Genomic DNA, 15,071 nt, shown 5'->3' with positions numbered 1-15,071 from the left:
GATTCTGGGCCGTGTCGCCAGCGTACCGAGCGGGAACGACAGCGCCGCCGCCCAAACGAATGAGCGACGGCGTGGTCGTTGACATCAGGGGGAGGTCACTCCCACTCGATGGTGCCCGGGGGCTTGCTGGTGACGTCGAGGACGACGCGGTTGACGTCGGCGACCTCGTTGGTGATGCGGGTGGAGATGCGCGCCAGCACGTCGTACGGCATCCGGGTCCAGTCGGCCGTCATGGCGTCCTCGGACGAGACCGGGCGCAGCACGATCGGGTGGCCGTAGGTGCGGCCGTCGCCTTGGACGCCCACCGAGCGGACGTCGGCGAGCAGCACGACCGGGCACTGCCAGATCTCGCGGTCCAGGCCGGCCGCGGTCAGCTCCTCGCGGGCGATGGCGTCGGCCTCGCGCAGCAGGTCCAGGCGGTCCTTGGTGACCTCGCCGACGATGCGGATGCCCAGGCCGGGGCCGGGGAACGGCTGGCGCTGGACGATCTCGTCCGGCAGGCCGAGCTCGGTGCCCACCATCCGGACCTCGTCCTTGAACAACTGCCGCAGCGGCTCGATCAGCTCGAACTCGATGTCGTCGGGCAGGCCGCCCACGTTGTGGTGCGACTTGATGTTGGCGGTGCCCGTGCCGCCGCCGGACTCGACGATGTCCGGGTAGAGCGTGCCCTGGACGAGGAAGGCGACCGACTCGCCCTCGGCGCCGGCCTCGGCGACCAGTTCGGCCTGGGCCTGCTCGAAGACGCGGATGAACTCGCGCCCGATGATCTTCCGCTTTTCCTCGGGGTCGGTGACCCCGGCCAGCGCGGTCAGGAAGCGCTCCTCGGCGTCGACGACCTTCAGTTGGACGCCGGTCGCGGCCACGAAGTCCTTCTCGACCTGCTCGGACTCGCCCTTGCGCTGGAGGCCGTGGTCGACGTAGACGCAGGTGAGCTGGTCGCCGATGGCCTTCTGCACGATCGCGGCGGCCACGGAGGAGTCCACGCCGCCGGACAGCCCGCAGATCGCCCGCTTGCTGCCGACCCGCTCGCGGATCGCCGCGACCTGCTCCTCGACCACGCTGGTGGTGGTCCAGTTCGGCTCGATGCCCGCGCCGCGGTAGAGGAAGTGCTCCAGGACCTGCTGGCCGTGCGTGGTGTGCATGACCTCCGGGTGGTACTGGACGCCGTAGAGCTTCTTGTCGTCGTTCTCGAAGGCGGCGACCGGCACGACGTCGGTGGAGGCGGTGACCGTGAAGCCCTCGGGCGCGGCGGAGCAGGCGTCGCCGTGCGACATCCACACCGACTGCTGCGCCGGGGTGCCCTCGAAGAGGGTCGAGCCGGGGCGGGAGACGGTCAGCGGGGTGCGGCCGTACTCGCGGGCACCGGTGTTGTCGACGGTGCCGCCGAGGGTGGTGGCCATGAGCTGGAATCCGTAGCACATGCCGAAGACCGGAATGCCGGATTCGAACAGGGCACGGTCGAGGCGGGGGGCGTTCTCGGCGTAGACCGACGAGGGGCCGCCGGAGAGGATGATCGCCTTCGGGTTCTTGGCGAGCATCTCGGCCACCGGCATGGTGGACGGGACGATCTCGCTGTAAACCCGGGCCTCGCGGACGCGGCGGGCGATGAGCTGGGCATACTGCGCGCCGAAGTCGACTACGAGGACGACGTCCGGGGCGGCGGGGGGCGCTGATGGCACTTCGGCGGCCTTCCGGCGGTGTGGAGCAAGGGGTTGGACTTTCGATTCTAACGGGCTCATACTGAGCGCCATGTCCAAGCAGCAGACCTTCGTCTTTACCTATGGCACCGGCCCGACCGGCTGCCATGGTCATGCTGCTTGATCCACTGACAAGCGACTTCCCCAGGCGCCCCGGGCCGACAAGGCCCGGGGCGTCTGTGTGTGTCCGGGCCTGATCATCGGCTCCGGGGTCCTCGACCCCAGGAGAGACGGATATGAGCACCGAGACCACCGCCGCCCCGACCGCGCCCACCCGCGCCACGACCGGCCCCGCCACCGCCGTGCCCGACACCGGCGCCCGCACCCCCGAGGCGGCCGGCGTGATCACCGACGCGCGCGCCCGGATCGATGATCTCGACGGCCGGATCATCGGCCTCGTGCAGGAACGGATGGCCGTCTCGGCCGTCATCCAGGGCGAGCGGCTCGGGTCGGGCGGGCGCCGGGTGAACCTCTCCCGGGAGATGGAGATCCTCGCCCACTACCGCGATCAGCTCGGCAAGCCGGGCACCGCGCTGGCGATGACCTTGCTGGAGCTGTCACGTGGCCGGATCTGACCTTGCCGAGCGGTCGGCCGCACGCACCGCTTCCGCGTCCGGCCGAGGTGCGCGACGGGCGCACCGGCCGCATCTGAGTTCGGTTGCCGTCTCACCCGTACGGCGCGTGACCGCCCGCCGCGGGGGGTCGTTGTTCCCGGTGCCACGCCAGCCAGGCGCGGCCTCGCAGGACTACGCGTAGACGCCGCCCCGCGGGCGGAAAAACTCCGGAACGATGAGACGCCGCCGCTCACCGCGGTCGCGTCGTGGGACCTCGTTCCGGTGCGGTGGCCGGTCGGCAGGGGACAGCAGCCCGGTCACATCCGATGGGGTGGTCGGTCCTGGGGACGCCCGGGACCGACCGCATCCGGTCGAAACGGTTGCGCCGGATGAGGCGCATCCACGACGATGCATGACGCACCACCCACCGCGCCCGGTGCGGACTTCCGGCACCGCCATTGGTCCGACCACCGCACGGCACCCAGCTCACGCACCACCCATAGCCAGCGGCGCACCCCCCGGCGCCGCCCCTCGGTGCCGGCGCTGCCCTGACGCCGGCACCGAAAGCCAAGGGCCCCGTGGCCGCCCGCATCCCCCTCGCGGACGGCGCCCGGGGCCCTTCGCTCTTCTCTGGTCCGGCGCCCGTCGGGGCCGTTCCCCGCGCTTCCTGTGTGACCGCTGTGGCGAATGTGACGCGGATCACGCGATCTTGACTGGTCGAACGGACAACCTTTTTCGGCCATGGCCGGTCATGTACGTGCAATCGCACGGCCATCCCGCCCCCACCGCGACGGCCCGCCCCAACGTGTGCCAGCACTGGCACTTTGGACCCTGAGAGGTCTTCTCGATGAAGCTTCGCCGTGCCCTGACGGCCGTCGCCGCGACGGCTGTCATAGCTCCCGCCGCCCTGATGGCGGCCCCCGCCGCCTACGCGGACGCCGAGCCGACCACGGCCGCGACCACGGAGGCCACGGCCCCCGCACCGGACGCGGACGCGACGTCCACCCCGTCCGACGAGCCCACCGAGGGCCCCACCACCCCGGCGCCGGCCGATGAGCCCGCCGACGAGTCCGCCGAGGAGCCCTCGGACACGGCCACCACCGCCGCCCCCACCGACAAGCCGACCGGTGCGGCGACCGACAAGCCGACGGACAAGCCGACCGCGACGGCGACCGCCACCGCCAAGCCGACGGACGAGCCGTCCGACGAGCCGACCTGCGCCGAGGAGTCGGAAGAGGTGGCCATCAGCACCGAGCTGCGCGGCCTGCCCAGCAAGGTCGTGGCCGGTTCCGGCTGGAAGAACTTCACCTTCCGCGCCACCAACACCTCGGACAAGACGATGAAGTCGGTCGACGCGTTCGTCGCGCTGGCCGGCATCACGGGCGACACCTACCGCGACATCTCCAAGCACCTGACGGTGCAGTGGTACAACGAGGAAGCCGGCGCCTGGGAGACCATCTCCGACGAGAGCGGCTACTTCGCCTCCACCACCGACCTCAAGCCCGGCGAGTACTCCGACGCCAAGCTGCGCCTGAAGGTCGACGCCAAGACCCCGGGCAGCTACGGCTTCGCCTTCACCATCGGCGCGTACCACGACGAGAACGACGTCTGCGGCTACTCCGAGGTCTCGGATTACGACTTCGACATCCTGGTCGCGGGCAGCAAGCCGGGCACCGTGCCGCCGGCCAAGGGCAAGCCGGGCAAGAACAAGCCCAACACGCCGGCTCCGCAGGGCGGCCTGGAGAAGCTCCCGGTCACCGGCAAGCTCGCCGAGACCGGTTCGTCCTCCGCGCTGCCGACCATCGGCCTCGTCGGCGGGGTCGCGATGGCCGTGGGCGCCGGCGCGATCTTCGTCGTCCGCCGTCGTAAGACGGACGGCGCCGCCGCCTAACGGCACAGGCACCTGAAGGAAGGGCCGCACCTCGGCGGAGGTGCGGCCCTTCGTCGTCCGTGGCTCCCCACTGGCGCGAGGCGTCAGGCGAGGGACTTCTTCGGGGGGACCCGGGGGACCTCCAGGAACGGCAGGTTCAGCGCGCCGAACGCCTTCTCGGGCACCGCGGGGCTGACCGGCTCGACCGGCGCCAGTCGGCGGTAGGCGCGGCCCTGGGCGGGGCGCGGGTCCGGTTCGCCCTTGTTCGGCCAGAAGGACATGGCGCGTTCGGCCTGCGCGGTGATCGTCAGGGACGGGTTGACGCCGAGGTTGGCGGAGACCGCGGCGCCGTCGACGACGGAGATGCCCGGGTGGCCGTAGAGGCGGTGGTAGGGGTCGATGACACCGCGCTCGGCGTCCTCACCGATCGGGCAGCCGCCCAGGAAGTGCGCGGTCAGCGGCGTGCCCATCAGCTCGCCGACGTTGCTGCCCGCGAAGCCGTTGATCTCCTGCGCCAGCAGCGTGGCGGCCTGTGTCGCCGCCGGTATCTGCTCGGGGTTGGGCGCGCCGTGGCCCTGGCGGGCGGTGAGCAGGCCCTTGCCGATTCCGCCCGGTTTGCGGTACGTCGTCAGGGAGTTGTCCAGCGACTGCATCACCAGGCCGATGATGGTGCGCTCGGACCAGCGGCGGTTGGACAGCGAGCGGAGCAGCAGCAGCGGGTGCCGGGCGCATCGGCCGGCCCAGGCCAGGGCGCGCTTGCCGCGGCGGGCGGCGAGCGGCACCTGGAGGACGGACATGGCGCCCATGGCGTTGGAGCCCCGGCCGTAGCGGACCGGCTCGATGTGGGTGTCGGCGTCGGGGTGGATGGAGGAGGTGATGGCGACGCCGCGGGTGAAGTCGGCCTTGCCGCCGTGCGCCTTGCGGTAGCGGCGGTTGTCGGTCTGCGCGCCCACCAGCGCCTCGGAGTTGGTGCGGGTCAGCTCGCCCAGCCGCGCGGAGATGCCCGGCAGCAGTCCGCTGTCCTTCATCTTGTGCAGCAGCGTCTGGGTGCCGTACGTGCCGGCGGCGATGACGACGCGGCGGGCGGTGAAGGTGCGGCCCCGGCCCTTGCGTTTGGCGTCGGTGGGGAGGGTGGCGACGGCGAAGCCGCCCCGGGAGTCCTCGGTGACGGTGACGACGGAGGTCATCGGGTGGATGACCGCGCCGGCCTGTTCGGCGAGGTACAGGTAGTTCTCGTTGAGGGTGTTCTTGGCGCCGTGCCGGCAGCCGGTCATGCACTCGCCGCACTCCGTGCAGGCTTTGCGGGAGGGGCCCTTGCCGCCGAAGTACGGGTCGGGCACCTCCGCGCCCGGTGCGGCCTTCGCCGTGCCGTCGGCGTCGCGTCCGTCGCCGAAGAAGACGCCGACCGGCGCGAGGTGGAAGGAGTCGCCGACGCCCATCTTCTCCGCGGCGGCCCGCAGATGGACGTCGGAGGGCGTCATCGTCGGGTTGAGGCGGACTCCGAGCATCCGCTTGGCCTGGTCGTAGTACGGCGCCAGTTCCGCCTGCCAGTCGGTGATGTGGCCCCACTGCTGGTCGTCGAAGAACTGCTTCGGGGGGACGTAGAGGGTGTTGGCGTAGTTGAGCGAACCGCCGCCGACCCCGGCGCCCGCCAGCACCATGACGTTGCCGAGCAGGTGCACCCGCTGGATGCCGTAGCAGCCGAGCGCGGGGGCCCACAGGTAGTTGCGGACGTCCCAGGAGGTCTTGGGCAGGGTCTGCCGGGTGAAGCGCCGGCCGGCTTCCAGGACGCCGACGCGGTAGCCCTTCTCGGTCAGCCGCAGGGCGGAGACCGAGCCGCCGAAGCCGGAGCCGACGACGAGGACGTCGTAGTCGTAGCCGTCCTCGGGCGAGCCGGAGCCGGCGGGTGCGGCGGGGCCGTCCTCCGGACGGGGGACGGAGTTCTCCTGGGACATGCGCTCTCCTGGTGGGTCAGCGGAGTCGGAACGCCTTCATCGCGCGCAGGCTGCGGGTCATGAACTGTGCGTACTTCTCATCCGTCATCCCGAAGGACGGCGCGAGCGGCATCACCCGCTGCTGGGCGATGGTCTGCGCCTCGGTGTACTTCAAGATGCCCTCGGATCCGTGCCGGCGGCCCAGGCCCGAGTCGCCCATGCCGCCCATCGGCGCCTGCACGCTGCCGTAACCGGCGGCGTAGGACTCGTTGACGTTGACCGTGCCGGTGCGCAGCCGGGCGGCGAGGGCGCGGCCGCGCCGGCCGTCCTTGGTCCAGACGCTCGAATTGAGGCCGTAGGGCGTGGCGTTGGCGAGGGCCACCGCCTCGTCCTCGTCGCTGAAGCGGTAGACCGAGACGACCGGGCCGAAGGTCTCCTCGCCGCAGACGGCCATCGGTGCCTGCACGCCGTCGAGGATGGTCGGCTCGTAGAAGAGGGGGCCGATGTCGGGGCGGGGGCGGCCGCCGGCGACCAGCTCGGCGCCCTTGGCGACGGCTTCCTCGACGTGCCGGATGACGGTCTCCAACTGGCGTTCGCCGACCAGCGAGCCCATGTCGGCGCCGTAGGCGAGGGCGTTGCCCAGCCGCATGGCCTTGGTGCGGGCGGCGAAGCGCTGGAGGAAGTCGTCGGCGATGGACTCGTGGACGTAGAGCCGCTCGATGGAGATGCACAACTGGCCGGCGGAGGAGAAGCAGCCGCGGACCGCGCCGGCGGCGGCCTTCTCCACGTCGGCGTCGCGCAGCACCAGCATGGCGTTCTTGCCGCCGAGTTCGAGGGAGACGCCGACCAGGCGGGCCGCGGCGCCCTGGGCGACCTCGCGGCCCGTACGGGTCGAGCCGGTGAAGGAGACGTAGTCGGCGTGCGCGACGACGGCGGGGCCGACGACCGGGCCCTCGCCGATGACAACCTGCCAGACGTCCTCCGGCAGGCCCGCCTCGATCAGTTGCTCACGGGCCCACAGCGCGGTCAGCGCGGTCTCGGTGTCGGGCTTCATCACGACGGCGTTGCCCGCGACGAAGGCGGGCAGGGCGTCCCCCACGGAGAGTTCGAGGGGGTAGTTCCAGGGGGCTATCTGCCCGACGACGCCGCGCGGCTGGCGCAGCTCGGTGACCTTGGTCAGGGTCGGGACGACACCGGTGTGGCCGCGCGGCTTGAGGTAGGCGGGGGCCTTGCGGCCGTAGTGGCGGGCGGCGACGGCGACGGCCTGCACCTCCTCGTGGGCGTGCAGGCGCGCCTTGCCGGTCTCCAACTGGATCAGGTCGAGCACCTCGGCCTGGCGGCTGAGCACCAGGTCGTGGAAGCGGAGCAGGACGGCGGCGCGCTGCTTGACGGGGACCTTCGCCCAGCGTTCCTGGGCGGCGCGGGCCCGCTCGAAGGCGGTGGCGACGTCCTCGGGGGTGGATTCGGGCAGGTCGGCCAGCTTCTCGCCGGTGAAGGGGGTGTGGTTGGCGGTGCGACCGCTGCCGACCACGCCCCGGGTGAGCCGGGCGGCCACCTCCGGGGTGACGACGTCCGCGGCGGTACGGGTGCCGGGCGCGGCGGGCGCGACCGGATTGCCGTCGGCGGGCGGGGCGGAGGGCGCGGCGGGAGCCGTTGCTATCGGCCCGTCGCCGGCGGTGGAGTCGGCTTGTCCGGTGTCCTGCGAGTCCGTCATGTCGGCGAGGGTATGCCTCCGTGGGCCCTTTGTGTACCCGGCAGTAACGAGTTTTCACGCCGCCCGCACAATCGCGCCAGCAATCGCTGGCTACAAGGGTGCCGGCTTCAGGGTTTGTCCGCCGGGGCCGTCAGCCGGAAGCTGTCGAGCGCGGTGTCGAAATGCCGTTTGGCCTCGGCGCGCGAGCCGAGCGGGGCGGAGATCCATACGTCGATCATCCGGCCGCCCTCGTTCCAACTGAGGTCGTAGGTGTAGCGCGGACCGCCGTCCTCGGGCGCGCCGTTCCAGATGAACTCCCAGAGCCCGGCCTGGCGTCCGTTATGGGTGGTTTCGGTGACCTGGCCGGCGCGGTAGCCGGGGTAGTCGCGAGGGCCGTCCGCGTGGGCCGCGCGCATCGTGCCGAGCGCGCCCTCGGGCACCTGCCGCTGGAGGTGCACGCCGATCCGGAAGCGCTTGTTCTCGGAGTAGTAGTAGACCCGCGGCTTCTCGTACGAGCGGGTGAAGCCGAGGGGGACGGCGAGGCTGAAGCCGCGCGGGTCGCGGACGACGCCGTAGCCGGCCGGGATCTTGGCGGTGCTGCCGGGGGCGGGCGCGGAGGTGACCGTGACCGTCGCGTGGGGCGTGGGGCGGGGCGCCGGGCGGGTGCCACCGGTGGCGTGCGGGCCGGGCGCCTCCCGAGACTGCTCGGGGCCGCGCCCGGCGTTCGCGCCCGGGCCGCCGTCGCGGTTCATGACCAGGGCGGCGATGCCCGCGCCGGCGCCCGCGAGGCCGAGCACGACCAGCGCGGCGAGCAGTGCGACGCGGGTCCGGCCGGTGTGCGGGCGGGCGGCGGCGGCCAGCGCCCGGTCGTCCAGCGCGTCCGGGATCGGCATGCCGGGGGTGCGTCCGCCCGTACGTCCGCCCAGGAGCCCGGTGCCGCGGCCGCCGGGCGTCCGGTGGTGCGTGGCGTCGGCCGGAGAGGGGGCGAGGGGGGTGGCGCCGGTCGGGGGAGGCGTCGGCGCCGGCTCCTCGCTCTGCGGGTGTTCGCTGGGCCGGCCGCCGCCGGGGCCGTCGGGGGAGGGCGCGTGCGCGCCGGAGTCCGGGCCGCCGAAGCCGCCGGGAGCGGCCGCCACGGCCTCCGCCGCGTCATGGCCGGGTGTGTGGCCGGGTGTGTGGCCGGCTCCGCGTACGGACCCGTGGCCGTGGCCGTGCCCCCAGTGGGCGCCCGCGCCGCGTTCGGGAGCGCGCCCCGAGTGCAGATAGCCGCGCAGCAGCCGCTCGGTCTCCTCCAGGTCCAGCCGGCGCAGCGGATCGCGTTCCAGCAGTCCGCCGACGACGGCGAGCAACGGCCGGGCGGCTTCGGGGAGTTCGATCTCGTCGTAGACCACGGCGTGCAGCACACCGCCCAGCGAGTCGCGGCGGAACGGCGAGACGCCGCTCAACGCGGCGCAGAGCAGCACCCCGAGCGACCACAGGTCGGCCTCCGGGCCGGTGCCGCGACCGGCCATCCGCTCCGGCGCGGTGTATTCGGGCGACCCGACGAAGCCGCCGGTCTCGGTCAGCGTCGTGACGCCGGGGACCTGGGCGATACCGAAGTCGGTCAGGACGACCCGGCCGGTGCCGGCCTCCATCAGGACGTTGGCGGGCTTGAGGTCGCGGTGCAGCACCCCGCGGGCGTGCGCGGCCCGCAGCGCGCCCAGCAGCGCGACGCCGATCCTGGCCGCCTCGCGCGGCGCCACGGGCCCGCCGCCGGCCAGCCGGTCGGCGAGCGAGGCACCCTCCACCAGCTCCATCACGATCCACGGCCGGCCGTCCTGCTCGACGACGTCATGCACCACGATCACGTTCGGGTGCTTGATCTGGGCGACCGTGCGCGCCTCTCGCATCGCCCGCGCCCGCTGCTCCAGCGCCTCCGGCTCGTCGGCCGCCGCCTCGTCCAAGTGAAGCTGTTTGACGGCCACTTGGCGGCCCAGCAACTCGTCGGTGGCCCGCCACACCGTCCCCATGCCGCCGCGGCCCAGCCGTCTGCCCAAGCGATACCGGCCGGCGACCAGCCGGCCCTCGCCCCCGAAGCTCCCCATGGGGCCATAGTGCCCCACGGCCGCCGCGCCGGCGGGAGCGGCTCCCCGCGCACCGGTCCCGGCCCCGTCGGCGAAGCCGCTGACCTGCGAGTGCGGTGGAATGCGCTGCGAGGACCGGCGCGGGGGTGATCCACTGCTGGTATGGAGGCAGTTGTCGCGAGCGTCGTGGCCGTCATCGGAACCCTGCTGGGGTCGGCCCTCACCCATTTCTTCCAGCGGCGGGCCGCCGACCGCGGCGAGCGTTCCGCCCGCGCGGAGCGGCTGCGGCAGGAGCGCATCGACGCGTACTGCGCCTTCGCGGGGGCGCTGCTGGACTACCGCCGGGTCGTCGTCCACCGCTGGTTCGTCCTCCACGAGGACGAGCCCTGCGACGAGGACTCCCCCACGCTGCGGGAGGAGATGTACAAGACCCGCCTTGCCGCCCAAGAGGCCATGTTCCGGGCGCAGATGGTGACCGACGACCCGGAGATCCGCGCCCGTACCGAGCAGGTGATGGCGGAGGTCACGGAGCTGCACTGGGCCCGGGACCCGGCCGCGCTGACCGAACTGCGGGCCAGCACCCGGCAGCGGATACGCGACTTCATCACGGCCGCCGCCCCGCGCCTGCGCTGAGGACCTCGCCCCTGTCCGCGGCGAGTTCGGCCCGTGGCACCTCGCGACACCCGGGGTGGAACCTCCACCGTCTGTCCGCCCGTCCTTGACACAGTGAGGCTGTGTACGGGAACGGGCCGGTACGGCAGCGGGTACAGGCGGATCGAGGGCGGCCATGGTGATGCAGGACGGCGGAACGCTGGATGTCCGGCCGGGCCCCGACCCCGGGCGGGCGGCACCGGAGCACCGCGGCGCCTATCTGGCGACCGGCGTGTGCCTGACGGGCTACGCCGCGGTGCTGCTGGCCTGGACCGTCTACGGCATCGTCCAGGCGGACGGCAGCCTCGGGGACTTCGTGGAGGGCCTGTTCAATCCGGGCGCCTCCCCGTCGGCGCAGTTGCTCGGCCCGTACGAATGGGCGTTCACGGTCGCCTTCCTGGCCACCGGCGCGCTCGCGCTGGCGCGGCGGCGGGTGGCGCGCACCGCCGCGCTGCTGTCGGCCTCCGTGCTGCTCGCCGTCTCGCTCCGGGAGGCCGTGGGGCTGTTCGACGCGGCGTACCGCGACCAGTACGCCACCGACCCCGTCGGCGGCTGGGCGCTCACCACGCGCGGGCTGGGGCTCCTGGCGGCGCTGGTCGTCCTGCCCGCGATGCTCCGGGCGGGTGAGCGGCGCGGGCCGCGGGCCGCAGCGGCCGCCGCCGGGACTCCCGCCGGCCCCGAGGCCCGGTGGCGCCGCCCGGCGCGGATCTGCGGCGCCCTGTTCGTGCTCACGGGCGTGGCCCGCCTGGCGTGGACCGTACGCGAGCTGACCTCGGCCGAGATGGACGCCGGCCGCTATCTGCGCGCGGTGGTCGACAGCTCGGCGCTCGGCAACCTCGACCTGTCCGCCAGCTCCGAGTTCTCCACCGTCGACTCGATCGTCGTGCTGCTGGTCCTCGGCGCGCTGGCCCTGCGCGGCCGGCGGGACGTGCGGGGGGCGCTGCTGGTCTTCGCGTCGGTGGAGCTCTACCTCACCGTCCGGGCGGTGGTCTGGCTGACCGTCACCGACTCCTTCAACCGGTCGTTCGAGACGACCGAGGGGGCCCTGTCGATGGCGACCACGGCCTACAGCCTGGCCGCGATGACGTCCGTGGTCGTCCTGGCGACGGGCCGCGGCTTCGGCGCGTACGCCGACGCCCGCTCCCCCGAACCGTTCCGCGCGGTGCTGGACGGGCGGTACGGGGGGCGGTAGGCCGGGTCAACCGGCCGCGGGCGCGGACTCCTCACGTACGGGAGGCTCCGGGGTCGGCAGCGGATCGTCGCCGGCCCCGGGTCTCTTGAGGCGCGGGGAGCGCACCGGCGCCGGATAGGCGAGATGCACCAGCCGGGACTGTTCCTGACGCATGTGCATGACCGATTCGAGGATGTAGCCCACCAGCAGGACGAGGGTCGCGATGGTCATGATCGCGGCCGCGAGGATCGCGGTGGGCAGGCGCGGCACCGTTCCCGTGCGGAGGAAGTCGATCACTACGGGTATCCCCAGAACGACCGCGACGAACGCGAGCAGGCCCGCGACCACCGTATGGACGAGCGAGGGCCGTTCGCGCCGCGCCAGGTTGAGGATCACCCGCAGGATGCGCCAGCCGTCCCGATAGGTCCGCAGTTTGCTCTCGCTGCCGGCCGGCCGGTCCTTGAAGCCGACCGTCAGCTCCGCCGTCGGCAGGCGGAGCATGAGGGCGTGGACCGTCATCTCGGTCTCGGTCTCGAACTGGCGGGAGAGCGCCGGGAAGGACTTCACGAAGCGCCGGGAGAAGACCCGGTAGCCGCTGAGCAGGTCGGTCACGTCGTTGCCGAAAAGGGAGCGCACCGCTCCGGTCAGTACCTTGTTGCCGACGGCGTGGCCCGCCCGGTAGGCACCGTCGACGGTTTCGCGGCGGGCGCCGAGGACCTGGTCGTAGGGCCCCTCGAAGAGCAGGTCCACCATCTCGCGCGCCCGTGAGGCGTCATACGTGTCGTCACCGTCGATGATGAGCAGGGCGTCGGCGTCGATATCGGCGAAGGCGCGCCGGATGACGTTGCCCTTGCCCTTGCGTGGCTCCTCCCGGATGATCGCGCCCGCCTCGCGGGCCACCTCCACCGTGCGGTCGGTCGAGGCGTTGTCGTAGACGTAGATGTCGGCTTCGGGGAGCGTCGCTCGCAGATCGCGCACCACCTTGCCGACGGCCGCTTCCTCGTTGTGGCAGGGCACGACGCAGGCGATCGTCGGGCTCACAGCCTCTCCTCACTCTCCTCGGCTGAATCGACTCCGGCCCTCAGGGTGGCCATATCGGAAATTAATATGGCATAGCCGGTGATAAGCGGCGAGGCCAAGCGACCCTGTTAGCATCCCTTCGTGCCATTTCCCGCTACTTTGCTCCGACTTGTCCCCGCACATGGGTGACGCCCTCAGGTCCACCCGGGCCCTCGGGGCCGTCCGGGCCATCTGGCGGGAGGCGGCCAAGTTCGGGGTCATCGGGGCCCTCGCCTTCGTGCTGGACAACGGCGGCTACAACCTCCTGGTCTTCGGCCCTCCCGGGGCGGGCGGCGGGCCGATGGGGGCCGCGCCCGTCCAGGCGTCCGTGATCGCGACGGGCGCCGCCACGGTCTTCAGTTGGGCCGGGAACCGCTTTTGGACCTACCGCCACCGGCATCGCGAGAAGGTCTCCCAAGAGCTGACGCTGTTCGTCCTGGTGAACGCCGTCGGGCTGGTCATCACGGCGGGCACGGTCTACCTCTCACGCCACCTGCTCGGACTCGACTCGGCCCTCGCCGACAACGCCGCCCGCGTCTTCGGCTGGGGCGCCGCCACGCTCTTCCGCTTCGTCACCTACCGTCGCTACGTCTTCGTCGCCCCCTGACCATCCTTCAGGCGCGAGCCGCAGCCAGCCCTTCAGCCCTAATGCGCGCCCCGCCCCGCACCCGCTGTTAGCATCCCGACATATGGGACAACTCCCCCGAGGGATCCGGCGCGAACGACGCTGGCCCTGGGCTCTGGCGCTCATCGCCGCGGCCTGTTGCCTGGCCACCGTCGTCGTGTTCCACCCCGGATACCTGAGCCCGGACAGCGTTTCCCAGCTCCGGCAGGCCATGGGCGAAGAACCGCTCAGCGACTGGCATCCGCCCGTCATGAGCCTGGTCTGGCAGGCGCTCATCGCCGTGACCGGCACGCCCGCGACCATGGCCGTCATCCAGTCCGTCGTCCTGTGGGCCTCGCTCGGGACGATCGCCTGGTGCGTCTGGGACGCGACCGCCAGCCGGCCGGGCTCCCTCGCGGTCCTCGTCCTGGGGCTGACCCCCCACGTCGTGACGTTCACCGGAGTGGTGTGGAAAGACGTCCACATGGCGTTCGCGCTCCTCGCCACCACCGCGGTCGCGTTCGTCGGCCGACGCCTGCGAGCGCCGCGCCCCGCCCTGCGCGGGGCCCTTTTCGGGCTCGGCGTGCTCTTCCTCGTCTACGCCGTCCTGGTGCGCAAGAACGCGGTCTTCGCGGTGATCCCGGTCTTCGTGATGCTCGTCCTCGCGCTGTGGCACCGGCCCGGACGCCGCGTCTGGCTGCTCTCCACGGCGGCCCTCGTCGTCGCCTTCGTCGTGCCGACCGCCGCCATCTCCACCTTCGCCCGCCCGGTGCAGATGAGCCAGGGCTCGCAGATCATGCTGGACGACCTGCTCCATGTGGTCAGCGCGGACGAACTGCGGTCGGCGCCCGTGTCACCGGCCCTGCGCGACCGCCTCGTGGCCGCGGTGCAGGAATGCGACCGCGTCAACTCCCTGTCGAACACCTACTTCACCTGTTACAAGTCCCCTCCTGCGGGGCTGGCACCGGACGCGCACCAGATCACGTCCCTGTGGACCAGCGAGATCCCCCGCCACTTCCCGGACTACCTCCGGTACCGGCTGCGGCTCTTCTCGGAGTTGCTCCTCCACGACCGCGACGAGTACCAGGACGGAACCATCCCCAACGACCTGGGGCAGAGCGTTTCGTACCCCCGTCTGGAGGACGCCCTCCAGACCTACGTCGAGGGCGCGGTCGAGGACCTGCCGTTCCTCTTCACGGGCTGGTTCTGGCTCGCCGTGGGGCTCCTGTTGGCCCTCCGCCCCGGGAAGGGGAGCTTCGCGATCCCGGTCCGCGGTGTGGCGGTCAGCTCGGTGGCCTACGTGGTCGGCTATCTGCCCATCATGCCCGCGACGGACTTCCGCTACGTCTACTGGCCCGCCCTCGCCGGCACCCTCGGCATCCTCCTCGTCTGGCTCGGCCGCGGCACGCCCCCACCGCCCCACGAAGGCCACGCCACCGACCGGGGCCGTACGGCGGGCCGGCGGCCGGCGGATCCGGAGAGCGAGCGGCTGGCCAACTGACGGGGCGTCGCGGGACGCCGGGAGCCGGGGTGGGCGGTCGGGGGACGGCGGCGGCCCGTCCGAGTAGCCGCCGCCGTCGCCCCCCGGTCGCGCGGGGGAGATTCCCCTCCGAAACGCCCCCGCACGACCGGCCCTCCCGTATGCCAAAGACGGCCGTCGCGTGTGGGGGTCGCGGCGGCCGCCAATGTGAACTGCGACGCGTCTGAGGCTTGTGGCCTCTTCAGTGGTGCAGCATGTGAACCACTCTGCCCGTGGGTGCCACCCCACGGCATCCTCC

Annotated in this window: 11 protein-coding genes; 6 read left to right on the top strand and 5 right to left on the bottom strand. The window is 72.4% G+C overall.

Features of this window, described 5'->3' with window-relative positions:
• Window positions 1-95 precede the first annotated feature (95 nt).
• The gene (gene guaA / locus ACZ45Z_RS17450; RefSeq protein WP_468362792.1) at window positions 96-1,679 is read right to left on the bottom strand and encodes a glutamine-hydrolyzing GMP synthase; all 1,584 of its coding nucleotides are present in this window, start codon (window positions 1,677-1,679) and stop codon (window positions 96-98) included.
• Window positions 1,680-1,933: 254 nt separating this feature from the next.
• On the opposite strand from guaA, the gene ACZ45Z_RS17445 reads away from it, so the two are divergent.
• Window positions 1,934-2,272, top strand: coding sequence for a chorismate mutase (locus ACZ45Z_RS17445; RefSeq protein ID WP_468362790.1), 339 nt, complete (start codon window positions 1,934-1,936; stop codon window positions 2,270-2,272).
• A gap of 826 nt (window positions 2,273-3,098) precedes the next feature.
• On the top strand, window positions 3,099-4,142 hold the full coding sequence (locus ACZ45Z_RS17440) for an LAETG motif-containing sortase-dependent surface protein (protein WP_468362788.1): 1,044 nt from the start codon (window positions 3,099-3,101) through the stop codon (window positions 4,140-4,142).
• An 83-nt stretch (window positions 4,143-4,225) separates the two neighbouring features.
• Here ACZ45Z_RS17440 and ACZ45Z_RS17435 read toward each other — a convergent pair whose 3' ends face one another.
• From ACZ45Z_RS17435 to ACZ45Z_RS17425, 3 genes are all read right to left on the bottom strand, one after another.
• Entirely contained in the window at window positions 4,226-6,076 is a 1,851-nt protein-coding gene (locus tag ACZ45Z_RS17435) for a GMC family oxidoreductase N-terminal domain-containing protein (protein ID WP_468362786.1), read from the bottom strand.
• A gap of 16 nt (window positions 6,077-6,092) precedes the next feature.
• Entirely contained in the window at window positions 6,093-7,769 is a 1,677-nt protein-coding gene (locus ACZ45Z_RS17430) for a succinic semialdehyde dehydrogenase (RefSeq protein ID WP_468362784.1), read from the bottom strand.
• Between the two features lie 107 nt (window positions 7,770-7,876).
• Window positions 7,877-9,829: a serine/threonine-protein kinase gene (locus ACZ45Z_RS17425; protein WP_468362782.1), complete on the bottom strand. Its 1,953-nt coding sequence runs from the start codon at window positions 9,827-9,829 to the stop codon at window positions 7,877-7,879.
• Window positions 9,830-9,970: 141 nt separating this feature from the next.
• On the opposite strand from ACZ45Z_RS17425, the gene ACZ45Z_RS17420 reads away from it, so the two are divergent.
• Entirely contained in the window at window positions 9,971-10,441 is a 471-nt protein-coding gene (locus ACZ45Z_RS17420) for a hypothetical protein (RefSeq protein ID WP_468362780.1), read from the top strand.
• Window positions 10,442-10,595: 154 nt separating this feature from the next.
• Window positions 10,596-11,651, top strand: coding sequence for a hypothetical protein (locus ACZ45Z_RS17415; RefSeq protein ID WP_468362778.1), 1,056 nt, complete (start codon window positions 10,596-10,598; stop codon window positions 11,649-11,651).
• A 6-nt stretch (window positions 11,652-11,657) separates the two neighbouring features.
• Here ACZ45Z_RS17415 and ACZ45Z_RS17410 read toward each other — a convergent pair whose 3' ends face one another.
• Window positions 11,658-12,671, bottom strand: coding sequence for a glycosyltransferase family 2 protein (locus ACZ45Z_RS17410; RefSeq protein ID WP_468362776.1), 1,014 nt, complete (start codon window positions 12,669-12,671; stop codon window positions 11,658-11,660).
• Window positions 12,672-12,819: 148 nt separating this feature from the next.
• Here ACZ45Z_RS17410 and ACZ45Z_RS17405 point away from each other — a divergent pair, with 148 nt between their 5' ends.
• Both ACZ45Z_RS17405 and ACZ45Z_RS17400 read left to right on the top strand, forming a co-directional pair.
• Complete coding sequence (locus tag ACZ45Z_RS17405; RefSeq protein WP_468362774.1) at window positions 12,820-13,296, top strand: GtrA family protein; 477 nt, start codon at window positions 12,820-12,822, stop codon at window positions 13,294-13,296.
• A gap of 82 nt (window positions 13,297-13,378) precedes the next feature.
• The gene (locus tag ACZ45Z_RS17400) at window positions 13,379-14,794 is read left to right on the top strand and encodes a hypothetical protein (RefSeq protein ID WP_468362772.1); all 1,416 of its coding nucleotides are present in this window, start codon (window positions 13,379-13,381) and stop codon (window positions 14,792-14,794) included.
• The last annotated feature ends 277 nt before the right edge of the window (window positions 14,795-15,071 follow it).

It is taken from the genome of Streptomyces sp. NPDC031210 (assembly GCF_055570395.1).
The sequence above is the reverse complement of the archived record's forward strand: the minus strand, read 5'-3'. Positions and strand labels throughout refer to the sequence as shown.